This is a genomic window from Fodinibius sp. SL11, assembly GCF_052060035.1.
Classification (GTDB): domain Bacteria; phylum Bacteroidota; class Rhodothermia; order Balneolales; family Balneolaceae; genus Fodinibius.
Window position 1 is genome coordinate 471,083 of sequence record NZ_JBPOEA010000001.1, and the last position, 22,007, is coordinate 493,089.

A 22,007-nucleotide genomic window follows, 5' to 3' on the forward strand; every position below is an offset into this window, starting at 1 on the left:
GTAAAATGGGTTCAGAAGGGCGTTGGGTCAGTTAAATCCGGTTTGATTTCTATTTTCGCTTATCTTTTACATAAATAGCTTTTGATTGCCCTTCGCCGGTTGAACGTTCTTCAATCTCAAATAATTTAATAGCCTTTACCAGGTTGCCCAATTTACGGTACCCATAATTGCGGGGATCAAATTCGGGGGACTGTTTGGCGATATAGCTACCCACCTGACCGAGATGTGCCCAGCCGCTTTCATCAGAGGACGCCTCAATGGCATTGCGCATCAGGTTGACGAGTTTGGTGTCTTGCTTAAGCTCATTGGTTGAAATACGTTGGATGGTTGCATCTTCGTCCGTTTCTTCTTCGCTGCGAAGCACCTCGGTGTAGATAAATTTGTCACAAGCCGCGACAAAAGGTTCCGGGGTTTTTTGTTCTCCGAATCCATATACAATAAGTCCGGCCTCACGGATGCGAGCTGCTAACTTGGTGAAATCGCTATCACTTGAAACGATGCAAAACCCATCAAACTGATTCGTATACAGCAAATCCATGGCATCAATAATCATGGCACTGTCGGTGGCATTTTTACCGGTAGTGTAACCAAATTGTTGGATTGGTTGAATGGAGTGATCAAGCAGGTGGTCTTTCCATCCACGAAGCTTTGGAGAAGTCCAGTCGCCGTAAATGCGTTTAACATTGGCGGTGCCATATTTTGCTATCTCTGCTAAAAGCCCTTCTATGATAGACGGTTGGGCGTTATCAGCATCGATTAGTACTGCTAATTTATCCGATGTTTCCTGATCCATAAATTGAAATCATTCAAATTAAATTTCTTGTCACTCCTCCTACTGATAGGAGGTTAATAAATTACGATATTAATGCTTAACTCCAAGATGGGATAAAAGGGTTTTACAGGATGGCCAAATTTTCAAAGGTTGGTTGTTCTCAATGAAGAAAATAGAACAGTGTGTAAGCTTCCACAACAGAGCTACTGATGGGCGATAATAATTTATGGCAATAGTAAGCACAGCAATTTATCATGAGATAACGACAAAAGGCTTTTTTAGAGTGATAGAAAAGGATTGGTGCTCAAGAATTAACATTGAGTTAACAAAAGACTCAGAATTTTGAAATACATTAAGTCACAGAATTTCAGCACACTATCACAATATGAATAATCAACTCTAAATATCTGAGAAAATGGTTAAAAATATTTTTGCACTCATCCTTTTTAGTAGTGTTTTCTTGTATTCTTGCGGATCCGGTGGACCTGCTAATGAGGTTAAAATTGACGGATCAAGCACAGTTTATCCATTGACCGAAGCAATTGCTGAAGAATACAGAAGTGAAGCTCCGAATGTGAGAGTTACCGTAGGGCGATCTGGGACCGGAGGCGGGTTTCAAAAGTTTATTCGCGGAGATATCGATATCAATGATGCTTCCCGCAAAATAAAAGAAAGTGAAGCGAAAGTAGCTCGAGAAAACGGGATGGATTATGTTGAGCTTTCTGTTGCGTATGATGGATTGTCGGTTGTTGTACACCCTGATAATGACTGGGTTGATTATTTGACAGTTGAAGAACTGAAGATGATCTGGGAGCCCGAAGCCCAGGGAGAAATAACGCACTGGAATGATGTACGTGAAGAATGGCCTGAAGAACCCATAAACTTGTATGGGCCCGGTACAGCATCCGGAACGTTTGATTATTTTACCGAGGCTATTGTTGGTGAAAGTGGTGCGAGTCGCGGAGATTTTACGGCCAGTGAAGATGATAATGTGCTGGTTCAGGGCGTGAGCACTGATAAAAATTCACTGGGCTTTTTTGGTCTTGCGTATTTTGAAGAAAATAGTGAGAAGTTAAAGCTTGTACCTGTCAAGGACGGAGACAAAGAGCCTGTTACGCCAACTATCAAGGCAGTGGCAAATAACACATATACCCCTCTTTCACGTCCACTATTTATTTATGTAACCAAGGAAGCTGCACAACGAACTAATCCTCAAAACTTTGTGAATTTCTATTTGGATAACGCTTCAGAGGTAGCGCGTTCCGTAGGATACGTAAGTATGCCTGACTCGCTGTACGAAGTAGAGAAAGAAAAATTCCAAGCATTCTATTCGCAATCTGATACTACGGCTGCTGCAGAATAACAGTATAAAGGCTACTGTTCGAAGAGGACGGTAGCCTTTTTTAATATCATTTGTTATCAGATATGAGGATTAAAGAAAAAATTATTGAGAAAATCCTGGCGGCGTGTGCCCTGATTACGATACTCACGACCCTTGGAATTATTCTTATTCTCGCGGTTGAAGCATTCAGCTTCTTTCAGAAAGTATCTATAGTAGAGTTTTTTACCTCAACAGAATGGACACCGCTGTTCACCCAAAAGAGCTACGGCATACTTCCGCTTCTATCCGGTACGGCGTTAACAACGTTCATCGCGATTGCTGTAGCCTTACCTATAGGTATTATCGTGGCGGTTTATCTTAATGAATATGCCAACGATCGACTACGACGGATTTTAAAGCCTCTGTTAGAAATATTGGCGGTTGTCCCAACTGTGGTGTATGGCTTCTTTGCCCTGATGATTGTGACTCCATTTCTGAAAATATTTATTCCCAATCTGGCGGGATTTAATGCCCTTTCTCCGGGTATTGTCATGGGGATTATGATTATTCCTTTTGTGTCATCGCTAAGCGAGGATGCGCTAAGTTCAGTTCCCGATTCCCTGCGAAAGGCTTCATTTGGAATGGGATCTACGAAATTTCAAACAGCCTTTCGCGTAATGGTTCCCGCAGCCTCATCGGGCATTATTGTTTCAGCGATTTTAGCCTTATCCCGAGCAGTGGGAGAAACGATGATTGTAGCGATTGCCGCCGGTATGCAGCCGCGTTTTTCGTTTGATCCAACCGTACCCATTCAAACAATTACCTCATACATCGTGCAGGTCAGCATGGGCGATGTACCGCATGGATCAACCGCATATCAAACTATTTTTGCCGCCGGTATTACACTTTTTGTGTTCACCTTTATCCTGAACAACATCAGCTATTGGATTAAATCAAGATATCAGGAGAAATATGAATAACGCTAAAAAAAGCAGATTACTTGATAAAGGTTTTAGATACTTTGGGATTGGCGTGACGATTTCATGCTTACTGGTGCTGTCTATATTTATCGGATTTGTGCTCTATATGGGTCTCAGTCGTTTAAGCTGGGAATTTCTAATTAGTTTACCGTCTCGTTTTGCAGAACAATCGGGTATTTATACCGCATGGATTGGTACCGTTTGGGTATTGGTATTTACGACCCTCATTTCGTTTCCCCTGGGGGTAGGAGCGGGAATTTACCTCGAGGAATATGGCAAAAAAAGCAGGTTAGCTACTTTTCTCGAAATCAATATTGCCAACTTGGCCGGTGTACCATCTGTTATTTATGGCCTGTTGGGATTAGAGGTTTTTGTGCGCATGATGAAGATGGGTAACAGTATTTTAGCTGGCTCTTTAACCCTTGCACTGCTTATTCTGCCGATTATTATTGTATCAACGCGAGAGTCACTGCGTGCAGTACCAAGCACTGTTCGTGATGCTTCCAATGCTTTGGGGGCATCAAAATGGCAGACGATATGGAATCAGGTGCTGCCAGCTTCGTTTGGCGGCATATTAACGGGTGTGATTTTGGCCTTATCTCGAGCAGTGGGAGAAACAGCTCCTCTTATTGTGGTGGGAGCATTGGCGTATGTCCCCTTTGCACCATCGGGACCGCTGGATGAGTTCACAGTGCTGCCTATTCAGATTTTTAATTGGGTATCACGACCGCAACACGAATTTGTGATTAATGCCGCAGCAGCTATTATTGTGTTACTGCTCATTACGTTTGCTATGAATGGTATTGCCGTGTATTTACGGAACAAATGGCAACGAAAGATCAACTGGTAGGTATTATATTTTTAATTAGGTTAATATGAGAATGGATTTAGAGACAACACCAAGTCAGAAACCGAAAACATCACAAGTTGAAACCAAACCCAAGCTGAATTCCAAGAACCAGTCGTTCAAGCTTCAGGCTAAAAATATTGATGTTTTCTATGATGATTTTAAGGCTATTGACAATATCAGTCTGAATATCGTAGAGCAATCCATTACTGCTTTTATTGGCCCTTCAGGATGTGGTAAATCAACGTTTTTGCGCTTGTTTAATCGTATGAACGATTATATTGACGGCTTTGATATGAATGGAAAAATCCTGCTTGATAATAAGGATATCTATGATCCGTCTATAAAGGTAGAAGAACTTCGCAAAATTGTTGGGATGGTTTTTCAAAAGCCCAACCCATTTCCTAAATCTATCTATGAAAATGTAGCTTATGGGCTGCGAATTCAGGGAATTAAAGACGAAGAATTTATTGAAAATCGTGTAATAGAGTCTCTGAAACAAGCTACGCTCTATAGCGAAGTGGACGGTAATTTAGATAAGCAGGCATTGTCATTATCCGGTGGCCAACAGCAGCGATTGTGTATTGCCAGGGCATTAGCAGTAAAACCGTCGGTACTGTTGATGGACGAACCCACATCAGCACTTGATCCTATTTCGTCTGGTAAAATCGAGGATTTAATTCATGAGCTTAAAAAGGAATTTACGATTGTTATTGTAACACACAATATGCAGCAGGCAGCACGTGTAAGTGATAATACTGCTTTCTTGTATATGGGTAGATTGATTGAATATGGAGATACTCAAAAAATATTTACCAATCCGGATAAAGATCGCACACAAAATTATATTACCGGACGATTCGGATAACAACTCATCAGTCAGTCAACTATTTAAAATTTTTAAAAGATGGCACCACAACACTTGGATAGCGAACTTAAGTTATTAAAAGATAATGTCTTGGAGCTGATGTTTTTGGTAAAAAACCAGCTCGAAAAAGGGCAGGAAGCCCTTCATGATTTTGATGAAGAGTTGGCTCACGAAATTATGGCCAACGAAAAGCGGGTAGACAGTCTGGAACTTACCATTGATCGGGATTGCGAAAATTTGTTAGCGCTCCATAATCCGGTAGCCGTAGATTTACGTTTTGTGATGGCTTCCTTTAAGATAAATTCCGATTTGGAACGTATTGGTGATCACGCAAATAGTATTGCTAAATATATTGTGGATTTTGGCCGTAAAATAGATGATGAAACCTTAGAAACGATGCGTCTTGATGAGATGTATGATACGGCTAACAAAATGGTAAGTAATATCTTTAACGCTTTTATCACAGAAGATACCGGGTTGGCAAGAAAAGTTTTTCGCCTGGATGAGACACTGAATCAAATTAATCGTGAGGTGTCAGCATCCACGGCTGAACTCATTGAAAAAGATGTAAGCCAGACCAGAAACTACTTATACCTGTTTTCCATCGTCAGAAAACTGGAGCGGGTGGGAGATCTTTCTAAAAATATTGCCGAAGAGCTCATTTTCTATATTGAAGCTAAAGTGCTTAAGCACAAGAAAATGAAATCTAAAAACGGTGACGACGGCAATTCTGAATAATACTTGTCATCGTAATTTATTGGTAAGTAACTGCAGTAGTTTCCTTTTGCTAAGCAAATTAGCAAAGCAGCAGTAAGTATTTTATTTAATAATAAGATCAGCACATAAAAAACAATTATTATGAAACGTATAGCATTTCTATGCATATTTTTACTAAGTATTTCTGTCATTCCATCTTTTGGACAGATAAATTTAGGTGATGATGCAACTCTAAGTGGCCGCGTATATAGCGATTACTACTGGGTGGCACAACATCATAACCAGGATATTGAAGGAAAAAATGGATTTTGGTTCCGAAGAATTTATCTGACCTATAATCGGGATTTAAATGAGAGTTTCTCTACCCGTGTTCGTCTGGAGATGAACTCCGCCGGTGACTTTCAATCCAGTGCCGAGATGATTCCTAATGTGAAAGATGCGTACTTAAAATGGCAAAATGAGAACCATCAGATTATAGCCGGGATTTCAGGGTCGCCTCTTTTTGGAACTACGGAAGATGTGTGGGGCTATCGATCCGTGGAAAAATCTCCGCAGGATTTGTATGATTTTGGCAGTTCTCGGGATTTTGGAATTGCGTTTAAAGGAGAACTGGGTAGTAATCAGGCATTGAACTACCATCTTTTTTTGGGTAACGGCAATAGTAACAAACCCGAAATTGACAAGGGTAAAAAAGTGAGCTTTGCCTTGGGGTACGACGTTACTGACAGTTTTATCATTGAGGCGTATGGAGATTTTAACAGTAAGACCAATGATCCCGATAGCTATACCGGGCAACTTTTCGGGGGATACCAAACCGAAAATGTCAATATAGGTGCGCTGTATTCGTATCAGTACCATGAGAGCCAACTTGGCCTGTCAGCGCGAAACCTGGACCTTGTATCAGTATTTACGAATTTCAAAATTAGTGATAAAGCCAAAGGATATTTGCGTGCAGACCATCTTTTTGATGGATATGTGGGCGGCAGTGGCAACTCCTATATTCCTTTTGCAGAAGGCGTTGAATCGACATTTATGGTTGCAGGAGCCGATTTATTGTTAGCCGATCAGGTACACTTAATGCCAAATATCGAAACCATTATTTATGGCGAAAACGATCAGAATTTTTCACCTGACACCGATATCATTCCCCGGTTGACCCTATTTTATGAATTTTGATCTACTCCATTTTATAGGCTGATCCGCCAGTAATTTCAGTAATAGTTAACATTAATGGTTAATCCTGATTACCTTTGTGCCAGCATTTGAGCAAGAAAATTATGTTAAAGAAAAGGTATTTTGAGTTCTGAAGTTACCCTAAAACATATTGCCCAGGCACTGGGCGTGTCAGCAATGACGGTTTCTCGTGCGCTGAATGACCGTGATAATGTGGATGAAAAAACCAAGGAGCGGGTCCGCGAAAAAGCACAGAGCATGGGGTATACTCCGAACAGGGTGGCCAAAAGTTTGGTATCCCGAAAAACGCATACCATCGGTGTTGTTATACCTGAAATCACCCATGCTTTTTTTCCAGAAGTAGTTCGAGGCATTGAAGAAATAGCCTACAAATTAGATTATCAGCTCTTTCTAACCAATGCTAATGAGTTGTTTAGCCGCGAGAAAGAAGCCATTGAAACCTTACGCAGTCAGCGAGTTGATGGATTGTTAATTTCATCATCACTCACTCACGAGGATTACTCCTTTTATCAGGATATTATTGCGGGTGGAGCTAAAGTGGTCTTCTTTGACCGTTGTATTGAGGATATTGGTGCGAGTTGTGTTAGTGTAAATGACCAGGAGAGCAGTCGAAAAATAACTGAACATTTGATTACTGAGCATAATCATACGCAATTAGCTCATCTCAGCGGTCCCCAGAAAGTGTCGATTGGAAAAGAGCGCTTACAGGGATATATAGATGCGCTGGAAGCTCATGACTTGACCATAAGCGATGAATGGATCATACAGGCGGGATTTAAGGAAAATACCGGCTATGAAGCTATGATTAGACTTCTTGAAAAGGGGAGGGAAAATCTTCCCGAAGCTGTTGTGGCGGTTAATGATCCAACAGCGATTGGTGCTATTGAAGCAATAAATGAATATGGATTATCCATTCCTGATGACATTGCCATTGTTGGTTTTACCGACGATATCCGTTCTCCTTTGCTTAATGTACCGTTGACAACCGTGCATCAGCCTGCCTACGAAATGGGAGAACGGGCGGCAAAAAAACTTATTAATTTTATTGAAGAAGATGATACCACCGTGGAAAAAATTGAAGTTCCTACCACGCTAAAAATTCGATCTTCGTGTGGTTGCTAAATTAGAAATTATCATTTTCTAAAAAATATATCCTACCTTTAATTCTGTTTGATAAAGTCTTTGATTGTCTTATATTTTTAATCAACTATGTTATCGTTAACATTATTGATAATTGTTTTGTTGTAACCGGTTTCAACTAAATAGTTGCTGGTATGATTAAGAAGTATTTGTTTATCTCTTTGTTTTGTTTGGCTTTTATTGGTTGTCAAGGAGATATCCCAACTGATAATGAAAACGGGGATGATGGGAATGAATCTACAACACTGATAGAGGAAACAGGGGGCGAATTTGTAATGGGAGCCGACCTCTCTTACGTGAATCAGGTTTTAGATCATGGTGGCATTTATAGAGACTCTGGAGCTGTTGAAAATCCTTATAAAATATTTAGCGATTATGGCACTGATGTAGTACGGTTACGATTGTGGCATGATCCCAAGTGGACGGCTAATATATATGAGGGAGAAAATAATCCCATGTATAACGGTCTGGCTGATGTAACTGAAGCTGTTCATCAGGCTAAGGAGCACGGCATGGCGGTGAATCTGGATTTCCATTATTCAGATACCTGGGCCGATCCCAAACAGCAAAATATCCCCCAGGCGTGGCGCGATATTACAGACTTGGATGAGCTGAAAAATGCGGTGTACAACTATACCAAAGAAACATTGCAGCACTTAGAAGATCAGGGATTAATGCCGGAATACGTGCAAATAGGCAATGAAACCAACTGTGGACTGATGTACAGCAATGCACCGCAGGATTTTCCGGCGCTTAATGTGTGTGATAATAATTGGGCGAATGCCGGAGAAATTTTTAATAGCGGTATTCAGGCCGTCCGGGATGTTGCTTCGAATTCTGATGTGCAAACTAAAGTTATCCTTCATATTGCGCAGCCCGAAAATGTATCCTGGTGGTTCGATAATATGACTACAACCGGTAATGTTACTGATTTCGATATTATTGGATTTTCGTATTACACAGCGTGGTCGGATGTACCTTTTAATCAGATTAGTAATCGCATTTCGGAATTTCGTGAGAGTTTTGACAAAGAAGTGATGATTGTGGAAGTGGCTTATCCCTGGACTATGGAAAATGCCGACAACTACAATAATATTTTTGATCAAAATGCTTTGGTAAATGGATATCCGACAACAAAAGAAGGTCAGTACAAATTTATGATTGATGTGACCAAGGAAATTATGGACGGCGGTGGAACCGGATTGATGTATTGGGAGCCGGCCTGGATCTCATCTGACATGAAAACCCAATGGGGAACTGGTTCCGCTTGGGAAAACAATACGCTCTTTGATTTTGACGGTAATATTCATAAGGGCATCGAGTATATCAATCACGACTATTAAACGATTAGGGTACAAATGTTAACGGATCCTAAACCAATTTTTATGAAAAAAGGTAATGATTCCATCTTAAAAGCTCTTTGTATTGGTGTTATTCTGATAATATTTGCGGGAGTAATGCAATCGGCAAATGCTCAACAGCAATCGTTGGTAAAAATCGATGACAAGGGCGTTATGAGAATGCTTGATTCGGGAAAAGAAACGTCTTTCTTTGGGATAAACTATTCGCCGCCGTTTGCTCACAGTTATCGCGCTATCAATCGTTTAGGAAAGAGTCATAAAAAAGTTATAGATCAGGACACTTACCATTTTACTCGCTTGGGATTTGACGGATTTCGCCTGCATGTTTGGGATACTGAAATTAGTGACAGCCTCGGACATTTGGTAGAAAATGAGCACTTAGATATACTGGATTATAAGTTGGCAAAATTGAAACAGCGGGACATTAGAGTAGTACTGACGCCCATCACCTATTATAACAATGGTTATCCTGAACCTCCGACTAAAACCGATGGTTTCGCCAATTATATCTCTAAAGAAGAGGCCCCCCAAAATCCCGAGTTTTGGCCGGTCATCAAGCGGTATCTTACGGAGTTTATAAATCACAAGAATCCGTATACGGGGCTTACCTACAAGGAAGATCCCAATATTATTGCTATTGAGATTGATAATGAGCCTACGCATAGTGGCAGTCAGGATTCGGTAACCAGTTATATAAATTTGCTGGCTGATTATCTGCGGGCGAACGGACTGGAAAAGCCCATCTTTTACAATATTGCCCAGAATCCATCGATGACCGAGGGCGTGATGAATGCCGATATCGAGGGTACAACTTTTCAGTGGTATCCCGGGGGATTAGTGGGCGGTCAGGAAATCACCAAAAATTACCTGCCGTATATCGATGAATATGTGATACCATTTGCTGATGAAGCAAACTTCCAAAACAAGGCGCAGATGGTCTATGAGTTTGATTCGGCCGATTTTTTGGAACCCTATACGTATCCCGCTATGGCCCGCAGTTTTCGGGAAGCGGGGTTCCAGTGGGCTACACAGTTTGCCTATGATCCTATGGTAATGGGACATGTCAACACGGATTACAGGACACATTATTTGAGTATGGCGTATACGCCTTCAAAAGCAATAAGTATGAAAATTGCTTCGGCGGCATTCCACCAGCTTAAACGAAATCAAAGCTATGGGCGATATCCATATAACAATACGTTTGGGGATTTTGAGGTGAGCCATGAAAGTAGACTAAGTCAGCTAAATACAGATACGGATTTTTATTATTCCAATGATTCGGAAACAGCCCCGAAAGACGCTCAGGCGTTGAAGCATGTTGCCGGCGTAGGCAGTTCTCCGGTGGTATCGTACGAGGGAACAGGCGCCTATTTCTTGGATAAAATAAGCGACGGTATTTGGCGCTTGGAAGTGATGCCTGATGCCATTCAGATTCGAGATCCCTTTGATGTGGTTTCATTGGATAAACGGCTGACGTGGATTGACTGGAATATCCATCCCATGAGTGTCGATTTACCGGATTTGGGTAATTCTTTTCATGTTACAGGGATTAATAATGGCAATGATGAACAGATAGGTGCTACGGGCGGATCATTTTCGGTATCGCCCGGAGTTTATTTGGTATATCGGGATGATCAGTCCCAAAACCTTCCAGCTTTAGACTATAAAATGGGTAACATAGGCATCAATGAATTTGTGGCTCCTCCTGAAACCGAGAGTGAGCCGATTGTTCGACATGATTCTCCAAGTAATGTTCGTGCAGACAAGCCTGTTACCATCACTGCTAAAGCCGCTGCATTGAAGAAGGGTGATACAGTGAATCTTGTTGTACAGAGCGGTTGGCAGACGAAAAATATTTTAATGAAGCAAACGTCTGCTTATGCCTACGAGGCAACAATTCCCGCTGATGATTTATATAGTGGTACGATAACATATTGGATTACGGTTGATTCCGGTAAGAAATTCCTCACCTTCCCCGGTGGAAACCAGGGTCACCCCGGCGATTGGGATTATTATCACAATAATCAGTATCAGTTTGAGGCCTTTGACCCAGAAACTCAAATTTCGCTTTTTGATGCCTCGAATGGAACATCAGCGATAAATTATGCTTTTCAAACCTGGAACAGTGATAAGGGGGTAGAGGTGATTGCTTCTGGCCAAGCCGGCCAGCGAGCACTGCAGGTGTATGCCGGAGAAAATCTAACCAAAGAAAATGAAACCCTTGGTTGGAATCTGATATTGGGAGATAAATTGGAGTTAGTGGGACAGTCATTTGATCAGTCTGACCATTTTGCGGTAGAAGCCAAAGGGGGAAGCGAATCAGGGACTATAAAAGCTATCCTCGTCCTGCAGGATGGTACTTCCTACAGTACAATGATAGAGTCGTCAAATGAATTCAATACCTCTAAAATACCATTTTCAGCTTTCCAACAAGATGCTATGATGCTGCTTCCCCGTCCGTACCCCATCTTTTTACCGCTTTGGTTCGAGGCAGATGTAGAGAGGGCTCTTGATCCTTCAAAAATAGAAGAAATCCAATTCCTATTTGTTCCGGCTGATGGAGGCTCTGTCGTAAAAGAAAACACCAGTTTTTCAGTGGAATCAGTATGGATAGAACAAGCAAAAAATTAATCATGTTTATGAGAAAACTTTTAACGGTACTCATTATTTCCACATTGCTGGGATGGGGTTGTAGTCCATCCGATAGCACAAACGAGTCATATAAAGATGAAACCACGCTCAATTTTAACAGCGACTGGCAGTTTGCGAAAGGTATCGATACCACCGTTGTTGATGATTATTTTGAGAAACAGAGCCAAGTAGAATGGGAGGATATTTCTCTACCACATACAGCACATATCGAACCGCTGGTCATTGAAGATCAACAGTGGCAGGGCACGGCCTTTTATCGCAAGTTTTTTGAGGTTGCATCTGAACACAACGACAAACGCATTGCCGTTAAGTTTGGTGCCGCTATGCATGAGGCTGATGTCTATCTGAATGGCGAAAAACTGACTAAACACAAGGGAGGTTATTTGCCATTTGTAGTGGATATCACCGTTGAAGTGCGTTTTAATCAGGAAAACGTGCTGCTGGTCAAATTGAATAACGAAGACAATCCGACTATTCCACCGGGAAAACCTATTGCCAATCTTGATTTTAATTATTTCAGCGGTCTATATCGTAACGCTTATCTATTAATTGATGAGAAGCTACATATCTCCGACCCCATTGCCGCAGGTCGTGTAACTGGCGGTGGACTGTTGGTGCAAACCTCTGAAGTATCCGATGAGTCGGCGATCGTTAGTGTACAGACTGATATATGGAATTCAGGTGAACGTTCTCAAAAAGGGTTAGTTAAAGTGACTCTTCACAATGAAAATGGAAATCTCATTGCAGAAGAGCAGACATCAACCGAAGACATTAATGCTGGTAAGTTCAAAAAAGTAAGTCAGCAGTTTACCGTTAACAATCCCAATTTATGGTCACCGAATACCCCTTATCTCTACACTGTAACCGTAGAGCTCGAAAAGGGTGGTGAAACTGTTGATACAAAACAGGAAAAGGTGGGCATTCGCAGCTTTCATTTTAATTCGGATAATCAGTTAGTACTCAATGGCGAAGTCATTCATCTTCGTGGTACCAATCGTCATCAGTCGTATCCGTATATCGGCTACGCCTTGTCGGATAATGCCCAATACCGCGACGCTTACAAAATTAAAAAAGCTGGATTCAACTTTATTCGCACAGCCCATTATCCGCCGTCGCCGGACTTTTTGGATGCCGCTGATGAGCTTGGTCTGCTGTTTATGAATGCGATACCCGGCTGGCAATTTTTCGGGGATGAGGAGTTCCAGCAGCTGGCCTATAGGGATATCCGTCAGATGATTCGCCGTGACCGTAATCATCCCAGTATTGTGCTTTGGGAAGCCTCGCTGAATGAGTCGGATATGCCAGAGTCGTTTATGGATAAAGCGCATAAAATTGTGCACGAAGAACTACCCTACAAAAACACATACTCAAGCGGTTGGATGGATTACGCTTACGATGTCTTTATCCCCGCTCGTCAACATGCACAGCCACCTGAATATTGGAACGAATACTCCAAGGATAAGCCATTTTTTATCGCCGAATATGGCGATTGGGAATATTATGCTCAAAACGCCGGATTTAATCAGGATGAGTTTGAGGATTTGACTGAAGAAGCACGTAACTCTCGTCAGCTTCGCGGGGACGGGCAAAAACGGCTGGCCCAGCAAGCGCTTAATTTTCAGGAGGCCCATAATAGTAATTTGCAAGGTGGAGCTTTTGGTGATGCCAACTGGGTAATGTTTGATTACAATCGGGGTTATGCTGACAATATCGAAGCCTCTGGCATTCGAGATATTTTCCGTATTCCCAAGTTTGCTTATTACTTTTATCGGAGCCAGGCCGGACCCAACATGGCAGACGATGCTGAGTTTGGCAAGCCGATGATTTACACAGCTAACTTCTGGTCGGATGATGAAGTTAGCACTGCCAAAGTATATAGCAATACCGACGAAGTCGAACTGTTTTTGAACGGAGAATCCTTGGGGCGCCAATTACCGGACAGTAATCGCGTATCTTCAAATCTGAACCATCCGCCGTTTACTTTTGAAATTGATGAATTTGAACCGGGTAAGCTGCGTGCTGTCGGATATATCGACGGGGAAGAGGTTGCCGAGCATATCCAAGCGACACCCGGTGAAGCCCAAAGTATTGAGTTGGAGGTAGACTTTAGCAATAAACCGCTGCAAGCCGGACAAAAAGATGTGGTATTTGTGTATGCTTCTGTGGTAGATGAAAACGGAACCGTGGTTCCTAATGCTGATCATGAGATTTATTTTGAAGTTAAGGGCAATGCAGAACTCGTTGGGCAGAATCCTATAAGTGCCGAAGCCGGTATTGCCACAATATTGCTCCGTGCAGGGGATAAGCCAGGAATGCTTTTAATTACCGCCACAAATGAAGAATTAGAACAGTCAACTAGTCAGATAGAAATTCAATGATTATTTAACATAGCCCTCTACTAACCCATGTCACCCTGAATTTATTTCAGGGTCTAATGTAATGGATGCTAAAACAAGTTCAGCATGACATGGTAGGGGGCTCACAAAAAGCTTCTAATAAAAGATGGTTAGTCTTAACTGTAATTAGAATTTCCTAGCGGCTTTAACAACCCATTTTGTTACGGTAAAAATGGGACATCAATCAAAAAGATTAGTTAAACCTAAATATGATGAAGACATTTTTAATTAAACTTATAGGGCTCATTTTTGTATCGGTAATTTTTGTTACTCATAGTTTTGCCCAAGACTCCACGAAACCCGAAGGCACGGTCGACATCACCTATGCTGTAGGTGCCGATATGTCGTTCCTGAAAAGTGCTGAAGATAACGGCAGAGCATTTAAAGACAATGGCAAAGTAAAACCCGGACTCGATATTTTTAAAGCTCACGGTTACAATTGGATACGTCTGCGGCTGTTTCATTCGCCGGATGAGTTGCCTAACGATCTGGAATATACTATTGAGTTAGCAAAAGAGGCTAAAGAGCGCGGGTATAAATTCCTGCTCGACTATCATTATGCTGACAGCTGGGCCGATCCCGGTAAGCAGCCTATTCCTGAAGCGTGGAAGGGATTATCGGTAGATGTATTGGCAGATTCAGTCTACCAGTACACAAAAAATACCATTGAAGCCTTTCGGGAAGCAGGGGTAATGCCGGAAATGGTACAGGTAGGCAACGAAATACGCAATGGCATGTTATGGCCTACTGGAAAGCTGCCCGATAGCTGGGACAATTTTGCCAAGTTGGTGAAGGCCGGCGTTGATGGTGTAGATGCGGGACGAGGGCAGGCCGCACGTCCATTGATTATGATTCACTACGATCAGGGGGGCGATGCTGAGGGCACCAAGAAATATTACGATAAATTTAATTCCTACAATATACCCTACGACATTATTGGGCTTTCCTACTATCCATGGTGGCATGGAAACCTCTTGGAATTTCGCGAAAACCTGTTGTCGCTCGTTGAAAATTTCACCAAAGATATTATTCTGGTGGAGACCGCTTATCACTGGAAACCCTCGGAGTATGAAAATACGATTCCACCATATCCCGAAACGCCAGCCGGGCAACGGGAGTTTTTAGAGTCCGTCAATGAAACCCTGCTCAACATTTCATCCCCAAAAATTAAAGGCATTTTCTGGTGGGAGCCGGCAGTAGAAGGTGGATTGGGGGCACGTAGCTATTTTGACGAAGAGGGCAACGCTTTGCCGGTGATGAATGTGTTTGATAAGTATCGACTGGGGCAAAAAGAGGAAGAGGGAATTCCGGATTAGATATTTCTTGAAAGATGATCAAGCCAAATGTTAACGCCAGACTTAAATCTTATGAGTTTTAACTTCTTAAATAAATCAATCCAGATATTTTGCCTTGCTCTGATTGGTATTTTATTAGTACCCAACTTTTCAGAGGCACAGAGTCGTCAGCGTTACTCCATGGATTTGGATTGGCGTTTTACTCGGGGAGATATAGAAAATGCCGAAAATCCTGATTTTGATGATAGTGATTGGCGTCAGCTCGATGTACCACACGACTGGAGTATTGAAGGGGCATTTAAGGAAGACTACCCCACTGGTGGGAGCGGTGGTTATTTACCCACCGGGATAGGATGGTATCGAAAAACCTTCACGGTACCTCGGGATCTGCTCGATAAAAAAGTATGGCTACAGTTTGATGGCATCTACATGAATAGCGATGTATGGATTAATGGACACCACTTGGGGCATCGTCCGTATGGCTATATAAGCTTTAAATATTATATCGAACCGTATTTACAAGCGGGCGAAAATGTTATTGCCGTTCGGGTGGATGACTCCAAACAACCCAGCTCACGATGGTATTCGGGAACAGGCATTTACCGGCATGTATGGATGACTGTAACCAATCCATTGCATGTTGATCACTGGGGCGTTTATGCGACGACTCCTGTAGCGAATGAGGATCATGCTGTTGTTGAAGTACAAACGGATGTGACGAATGAGATGAAATCGCAACAGGAGGGCACATTGTCAGCTGTGTTGCTTAATGAAAACGGGATAGAAGTAGCTCGGGCCGATAGTAATTTTTCAGTTCATTCTACCAGCCAACAAATGGTAGAGCAAAAACTGAGCATAAAAAAACCGCAGCTTTGGTCTATTGATTCTCCATCGCTGTACACTTTGCAGGCTGTAATTAAACAAGGAGACGAGGAGATAGATCGTAAAGAAACTACAATTGGAATTCGCAATATAGAATATAAAACAGATGAAGGGTTCTTTCTGAATGGGGAACACGTGAAGATGCACGGTGTAAACTTGCATCACGATGGCGGACCGGTGGGCGCAGCGGTTCCCATAGGGGTGTGGGAACGACGACTTCAAAAGCTTAAGGCTATGGGCGTTAATGCTATCAGAACGGCTCACAACCCAATGTCGCCCGAATTTATGGCACTTTGCGACCGTATGGGATTTCTGGTGATGGATGAGGTGTTTGATGAATGGAATCATGGAAAACGAGAATTTACGTATCACCAATATTTCGAAGAATGGGGGCAGAAAGATGTAAAGGATTTTATAAAACGTGATCGTAATCATCCGTCAGTAGTAATGTGGAGTGCGGGCAATGAAATTGGGGAACAGGTGCCCAAAGCAGGCGTAGGTACGCTGGAAAAATTAATTGGGACTTTTCATTACATGGATCCCACTCGTCCGGTAACTACTGGGAACGATCATATCGGAGATACTACTGCTCCTACTACAAAGCGGTTTTTAGATGCGTTGGATATTGTAGGCTACAATTATGCTGATCGGTGGACAAATCGGCGGGAGCTGGTATACACCGTTGATAAGCTCGACCATCCCGATTGGAAATATGTAGGGACCGAGAGCCCTAATATTGTTGCCCAACGAGGAGATTACACACTGGGTGATTCTACGATTGTACAGCCCAACTATAATTCCAATATGATTCGTGTTGCCGAGCTCTGGAAGTTTGTCCACAATCACGATTACGTTATTGGAGACTTCATGTGGACGGGTATTGATTACCTGGGAGAAGCATGGTGGCCCAACAAGCACGCTTCATTCGGCTCACTCGATTTGGTGGGATTTCCTAAGGATTCGTACTACTTTTACCAGAGCCAATGGACCGAGGAACCCATGCTGCACCTGTTTCCACACTGGAATTGGGAAGGGCATGAAGGGGATGTGATTCCTGTGTTGGCTTATACCAATGTAGATGTGGTAGAGCTCTATTTGAATGGTAAATACTATGGTGAAAAGCGCATCTCATTCCCGAGAAAAGGAACGACCTGCGGATGGAACTGCTACGATGAAGAACCGGTCGATGCGACTACAGCCGATTTGCATGCTGCGTGGGATGTTGTTTATGAACCCGGCACTATAAAAGCGATAGGAAAAAAAGATGGTAAAGTGGTTGTTACCAAGGAAATTCAAACTACCGGACCCCCTGCATCAATACGTATTAGTAGTGATAAAAACGAGTTATCGGCTAATGGACGAGATGTGGCTCATATCAAAGTCGAAGTGGTTGACAAAGATGGAAATGTTGTTCCCCGAGCCAACAACAAGCTTAATTTTGAGATTGAAGGAGAGGGCAACATTATTGGAGTTGGTAACGGCGATCCCCAGGATCATACTTCGCATCAAGCAAATTACCGTAAAGCTTTCAATGGAATGGCTCTGGTTATTGTCCAATCAACACGAACAGCAGGGGTAATAAGAGTATCGGTAAAAGTTGATGGGATGGAAGGGCAAACCATAGAAATTAATACCCGGCAAAGCGAGGACCCGTTTAATTACTGGCAGCAATAGATATCGGTATATAAAATTTTCAATTAATCGAAGGTTGAAATTCTTATGAATACAGATACAATAAATATCGAACAACATGAACAGCATACCTTACCGGTTGTAGAGCTTGAAAATAAAGAGCTTAACATTGCGATCCTCCCGGATATGGGGGGTAAAATTATAGAACTGAGAAGCAAGCAATCGGGTACTCAGTTTCTACAGGAATCGGCCACAGATTATAATGTTGTTTCTCAGCCTGCTTATGGTGAAGAATTCTCACCTCCTTTTGCTGCCGGGTTTGATGAATGCTTTCCAACTGTTTCTCCATCTAAATATGAGTTTAAGGGACAAGAAATTGATCTTCCTGACCATGGTGAACTGTGGACAAAAGCCTGGAACTACAAGGAACACAGAAATGGTGTTTCAATGTGGACACATGGCGAGCAGTTAAATTATCAGTTTGCAAAACATATAGAACTTGATGGATCAACAGTTCAGATTACATATGAAGTAGAAAGTCTGGAAGAAGTTCCGTTTGAATATATTTGGTCGGCACATCCTTTGTTGAATATTTCGGAGGGGGACGAGCTCATACTACCCAATGAAATATCTGAAGTTGTCTTAAATTGGGCTTCGAAACCCAACTTAGGTAGTTTGGGTGATACCTTGCCATGGCCAAAAATACTTGGGAATAACTCAAATATTGATTTTCATTACGTACAGAATAAATCTTTAAGTTTCGCGGCTAAGTTGTTCTCTGATCGTTTGACCAACGGAAAAGCCGGACTTTATAAACAGCAAGCCGACGAAACTTTGATGTTTTCATTTGATACCGACCAGGTTCCTTTTTTAGGGCTCTGGCTTTGTTATGGAGGATGGCCTACAGGCAGCAAACAAAAAGAATATACGTTGGCTTTAGAACCCTGTAATGCTCGTCCTGATTCTCTCGCGGAAGCGTGTAGATGGGATGATCAGCAACAAATTTCTCCATTGAGCATCAAGTGCTGGGAAGTAGATATATCTATTTTTGATGGTAAACAGGATCTATAGACGCTTAAATTTATAAAAATAATTTTATGGAATTTTCATTATTAGATACTATTGTTTTTTGCTCTTATGCATTGATGATTGTGGGCATTGGACTTTGGGTGTCGCGGGATGAAAAAGGACATCAGAAAACAGCCGAGGATTACTTCCTTGCTGGCAAATCTCTGCCGTGGTGGGCTATTGGGGCCTCATTAATAGCGGCTAATATTTCGGCCGAGCAAATTATTGGGATGTCCGGTTCCGGTTTTGCCGTGGGATTAGCCATTGCTTCTTACGAGTGGATGGCAGCGGTTACACTCATTATTGTTGGTAAGTATTTGCTGCCCATCTTTATTGAAAAAGAAATTTTCACTATTCCTGAATTTGTTGAACAACGATTTAACACCACGCTGAAGACGATTTTAGCAGTCTTTTGGATCGCGCTATTCGTCTTTGTAAATCTAACTACGGTGCTCTACCTCGGAGCATTGGCGCTTGATACGATTATGGGAACCGGTGATGGTAGCTTAATGATGTATGCACTCATTGGGCTTTCAGCTATTGCAGCCGCGTATTCATTATATGGTGGACTCTCGGCCGTAGCGTGGACCGATGTCATTCAAGTTGGACTGTTGGTTCTTGGGGGCTTTGTGGTGACTTTTGCCGGCCTTTACAACCTTACGCCCGATGGTGGTATTTTCAACGGTATTGCTCATCTTTATGAAGTGGCCGGCGATAAGTTTGATATGATTCTGGAACATTCCAATCCTGAATTTAGCAATCTGCCTGGTATTGCAGTTTTAATTGGCGGGATGTGGGTTGCCAATCTCTATTACTGGGGATTTAATCAGTATATCATTCAACGTACGTTGGCGGCCAAGTCGTTAAAAGAGTCTCAAAAAGGAATTATTTTTGCAGGATTTTTAAAATTGTTGATTCCACTGATTGTAGTAATCCCCGGTATCATCGTTTATGTATTATTTAATCAACCCGAAGGAACTATGCAGATTACGGGTGTTGTAGATGCATTTACGAAACCTGATGGGAGTATTCAATATGATAATGCCTATCCATGGCTGATGAAGGTGTTTTTATCGCCCGGCTTCTTGGGATTGGTAGTGGCGGCACTTGCTGCGGCTATTGTCTCGTCGATGGCTTCGATGTTAAACTCGGTGGCCACCATCTTTACGATGGATATCTATATTCCATATATCAATCCAGATGCTTCAGATAAGCAAACGGTAAATATGGGACGAATTTCGGCTTCTGTGGCTTTGATAACTGCTATTATTGTAGCACCGCAGCTCGATAATGTGCCCCAGGTTTTTCAGTATATCCAAGAATACACAGGGATGGTGAGCCCCGGAATACTGGCTGTATTTTTGATGGGACTATTCTGGAAAAAAACGACTTCCAAAGGGGCCATATACGGAGTACTGTCATCTATTGTCATTGCGGTCTTTTTAAAAACACCGGCTGTGCAACTTCCATTTCTGGATCAGATGTTGTATACGCTCATTCTGACGATTGTTATTATCATGGGGGTCAGTTTGACGACCAATCCGCATGATGAAGATCCCAAAGCGATACATACCACTGCTGAGATGTTTAAGACCAGCCCTGCATTTAATATCGGATCCTATATTATTTTGGTGATTGTTGCGGTATTGTATGCCGTATTTTGGTAATAAATGAGAATATTTAGTATTGATTCATGGAACAGTTTATTCAACAAATTGAAGAGGAATTTGAAAATCGTTTTGGACAGAATTATAAGCTGATCGAGTCTCCGGGTCGGGTTAACTTAATTGGGGAACACACGGATTATAACGATGGATTTGTGTTGCCGGCGGCCGTGGATAAAGGCATTTATTTGGCTATTAATGTTAACGGTACCAATAAGTGCCGGTTTTATGCTGTTGATAAAAAAGAAGCATTTGAAACCGATATTTCTGATGATATTGAAAGGTCGGATTTGGGATGGCCCAATTACCTGCTTGGCGTCGTCGATCAGCTGAAGAAACATGGCTACGATGTAGGTGGTTTTGATTGCGTATTCGGCGGAAATGTCCCCATCGGAGCGGGTATGTCGTCGTCTGCTGCATTGGAGGGCGGCGTGTTATTTGGATTGGCTGAACTCAATGGTTGGGATATTCCACCGGTGGAGATGGCAACGATCGCCCAGAAAGCCGAAAATGAATTTGTGGGCGTACAATGTGGGATTATGGATCAGTTTGCCAGCTTGAATGGAAAGGAGGGATATGCGTTAAAGTTGGATTGCCGTAGCCTCGATTATGAATACTTTCCTTTTAATAGAGATGATATTAAAATTGTGTTATGTGATACCCAGATTCGCCGCGAGCTGGCTTCATCAGAATATAATGTGAGACGGCAACAATGTGAGCAGGGCGTTGAGACTCTGCAGCAATGGGATCCTGAAATTAAGAGCCTTCGCGATGTAGAACTTTCTTTGCTGTTACAGCATGAAAAGGAAATAGATTCGACCATTTTTAAGCGGTGCAAATATGTGGTGGAAGAAAATAAACGCGTGATTCAGGCTTGTGATGATCTGCATCAGGGAGACTTTCATTCTTTTGGTCAACGCATGTATCAATCCCACGTAGGGCTACAATTAGAGTATGAGGTAAGCTGTAAGGAGCTTGACATATTAGTTGATATCGCTCGTAGCCTTAATGGCGTATTTGGCGCCCGAATGATGGGGGGCGGTTTTGGAGGCTGTACCATAAACCTGGTAAAAGAAGAGCATGTAAATGCTTTTACCGATCAGATTAAAGAGCAATATAACGACCAGACCGGTGAGGAGATTAAGGTGTACAAAACTAAAGTCTCTTCGGGAACGCACGAGATAAACCGGGCGGAAGTGACTTCTGAATAGTTTTCAA

The 22,007-nt window shown here is 42.3% G+C and carries 16 protein-coding genes; 15 read left to right on the plus strand and 1 reads right to left on the minus strand.

The window, feature by feature from the left end:
• Positions 1–49: 49 nt before the first annotated feature.
• Positions 50–793 (minus strand): NYN domain-containing protein, encoded by a 744-nt coding sequence (locus tag ACQ76V_RS01865; protein WP_440998762.1) that lies wholly within the window; start codon positions 791–793, stop codon positions 50–52.
• 394 nt (positions 794–1,187) lie between these two features.
• On the opposite strand from ACQ76V_RS01865, the gene ACQ76V_RS01870 reads away from it, so the two are divergent.
• The 15 genes from ACQ76V_RS01870 to ACQ76V_RS01940 all read left to right on the plus strand — a co-directional run bounded on the left by ACQ76V_RS01870 (position 1,188) and on the right by ACQ76V_RS01940 (position 22,000).
• Positions 1,188–2,135: a PstS family phosphate ABC transporter substrate-binding protein gene (locus ACQ76V_RS01870; protein ID WP_440998763.1), complete on the plus strand. Its 948-nt coding sequence runs from the start codon at positions 1,188–1,190 to the stop codon at positions 2,133–2,135.
• A 62-nt stretch (positions 2,136–2,197) separates the two neighbouring features.
• On the plus strand, positions 2,198–3,073 hold the full coding sequence (gene pstC / locus ACQ76V_RS01875; RefSeq protein WP_440998764.1) for a phosphate ABC transporter permease subunit PstC: 876 nt from the start codon (positions 2,198–2,200) through the stop codon (positions 3,071–3,073).
• Positions 3,066–3,923, plus strand: a complete 858-nt coding sequence (gene pstA / locus ACQ76V_RS01880) for a phosphate ABC transporter permease PstA (protein WP_440998765.1) — start codon at positions 3,066–3,068, stop codon at positions 3,921–3,923. Before pstC ends, pstA begins: the two co-directional genes overlap by 8 nt.
• A gap of 31 nt (positions 3,924–3,954) precedes the next feature.
• Entirely contained in the window at positions 3,955–4,788 is an 834-nt protein-coding gene (gene pstB / locus ACQ76V_RS01885) for a phosphate ABC transporter ATP-binding protein PstB (protein WP_440998766.1), read from the plus strand.
• A gap of 39 nt (positions 4,789–4,827) precedes the next feature.
• Positions 4,828–5,526: a phosphate signaling complex protein PhoU gene (gene phoU / locus ACQ76V_RS01890; RefSeq protein ID WP_440998767.1), complete on the plus strand. Its 699-nt coding sequence runs from the start codon at positions 4,828–4,830 to the stop codon at positions 5,524–5,526.
• A gap of 120 nt (positions 5,527–5,646) precedes the next feature.
• Positions 5,647–6,681 carry a porin gene (locus tag ACQ76V_RS01895; RefSeq protein WP_440998768.1) on the plus strand — a complete coding sequence of 345 codons (1,035 nt, stop codon included), beginning with the start codon at positions 5,647–5,649 and terminating at the stop codon, positions 6,679–6,681.
• 120 nt (positions 6,682–6,801) lie between these two features.
• Positions 6,802–7,821, plus strand: coding sequence for a LacI family DNA-binding transcriptional regulator (locus ACQ76V_RS01900; protein WP_440998769.1), 1,020 nt, complete (start codon positions 6,802–6,804; stop codon positions 7,819–7,821).
• A gap of 152 nt (positions 7,822–7,973) precedes the next feature.
• Positions 7,974–9,182 carry a glycoside hydrolase family 53 protein gene (locus tag ACQ76V_RS01905; protein WP_440998770.1) on the plus strand — a complete coding sequence of 403 codons (1,209 nt, stop codon included), beginning with the start codon at positions 7,974–7,976 and terminating at the stop codon, positions 9,180–9,182.
• 42 nt (positions 9,183–9,224) lie between these two features.
• The gene (locus tag ACQ76V_RS01910; protein WP_440998771.1) at positions 9,225–11,831 is read left to right on the plus strand and encodes a membrane or secreted protein; all 2,607 of its coding nucleotides are present in this window, start codon (positions 9,225–9,227) and stop codon (positions 11,829–11,831) included.
• 8 nt (positions 11,832–11,839) lie between these two features.
• On the plus strand, positions 11,840–14,230 hold the full coding sequence (locus tag ACQ76V_RS01915; protein ID WP_440998772.1) for a glycoside hydrolase family 2 protein: 2,391 nt from the start codon (positions 11,840–11,842) through the stop codon (positions 14,228–14,230).
• A gap of 227 nt (positions 14,231–14,457) precedes the next feature.
• Positions 14,458–15,564, plus strand: a complete 1,107-nt coding sequence (locus tag ACQ76V_RS01920; protein WP_440998773.1) for a glycoside hydrolase family 53 protein — start codon at positions 14,458–14,460, stop codon at positions 15,562–15,564.
• A gap of 51 nt (positions 15,565–15,615) precedes the next feature.
• A complete protein-coding gene (locus tag ACQ76V_RS01925) occupies positions 15,616–18,099 on the plus strand; it encodes a sugar-binding domain-containing protein (RefSeq protein ID WP_440998774.1) in 2,484 nt (827 codons plus the stop codon).
• Between the two features lie 45 nt (positions 18,100–18,144).
• Entirely contained in the window at positions 18,145–19,128 is a 984-nt protein-coding gene (locus ACQ76V_RS01930) for an aldose epimerase family protein (protein ID WP_440998775.1), read from the plus strand.
• 26 nt (positions 19,129–19,154) lie between these two features.
• Positions 19,155–20,792 (plus strand): sodium/sugar symporter, encoded by a 1,638-nt coding sequence (locus ACQ76V_RS01935; RefSeq protein ID WP_440998776.1) that lies wholly within the window; start codon positions 19,155–19,157, stop codon positions 20,790–20,792.
• A gap of 26 nt (positions 20,793–20,818) precedes the next feature.
• Entirely contained in the window at positions 20,819–22,000 is a 1,182-nt protein-coding gene (locus ACQ76V_RS01940) for a galactokinase (RefSeq protein ID WP_440998777.1), read from the plus strand.
• The last annotated feature ends 7 nt before the right edge of the window (positions 22,001–22,007 follow it).

Excerpts from the sequence above, each read along its gene's own strand:
- ACQ76V_RS01865 (WP_440998762.1), bottom strand. The coding sequence starts at position 793 with ATGGATCAGGAAACATCGGATAAATTAGCAGTACTAATCGATGCTGAT.
- ACQ76V_RS01870 (WP_440998763.1), top strand. The coding sequence starts at position 1,188 with ATGGTTAAAAATATTTTTGCACTCATCCTTTTTAGTAGTGTTTTCTTG.
- pstC (WP_440998764.1), top strand. The coding sequence starts at position 2,198 with ATGAGGATTAAAGAAAAAATTATTGAGAAAATCCTGGCGGCGTGTGCC.
- pstA (WP_440998765.1), top strand. The coding sequence starts at position 3,066 with ATGAATAACGCTAAAAAAAGCAGATTACTTGATAAAGGTTTTAGATAC.
- pstB (WP_440998766.1), top strand. The coding sequence starts at position 3,955 with ATGGATTTAGAGACAACACCAAGTCAGAAACCGAAAACATCACAAGTT.
- phoU (WP_440998767.1), top strand. The coding sequence starts at position 4,828 with ATGGCACCACAACACTTGGATAGCGAACTTAAGTTATTAAAAGATAAT.
- ACQ76V_RS01895 (WP_440998768.1), top strand. The coding sequence starts at position 5,647 with ATGAAACGTATAGCATTTCTATGCATATTTTTACTAAGTATTTCTGTC.
- ACQ76V_RS01905 (WP_440998770.1), top strand. The coding sequence starts at position 7,974 with ATGATTAAGAAGTATTTGTTTATCTCTTTGTTTTGTTTGGCTTTTATT.
- ACQ76V_RS01910 (WP_440998771.1), top strand. The coding sequence starts at position 9,225 with ATGAAAAAAGGTAATGATTCCATCTTAAAAGCTCTTTGTATTGGTGTT.
- ACQ76V_RS01915 (WP_440998772.1), top strand. The coding sequence starts at position 11,840 with ATGAGAAAACTTTTAACGGTACTCATTATTTCCACATTGCTGGGATGG.
- ACQ76V_RS01920 (WP_440998773.1), top strand. The coding sequence starts at position 14,458 with ATGATGAAGACATTTTTAATTAAACTTATAGGGCTCATTTTTGTATCG.
- ACQ76V_RS01925 (WP_440998774.1), top strand. The coding sequence starts at position 15,616 with ATGAGTTTTAACTTCTTAAATAAATCAATCCAGATATTTTGCCTTGCT.
- ACQ76V_RS01930 (WP_440998775.1), top strand. The coding sequence starts at position 18,145 with ATGAATACAGATACAATAAATATCGAACAACATGAACAGCATACCTTA.
- ACQ76V_RS01935 (WP_440998776.1), top strand. The coding sequence starts at position 19,155 with ATGGAATTTTCATTATTAGATACTATTGTTTTTTGCTCTTATGCATTG.
- ACQ76V_RS01940 (WP_440998777.1), top strand. The coding sequence starts at position 20,819 with ATGGAACAGTTTATTCAACAAATTGAAGAGGAATTTGAAAATCGTTTT.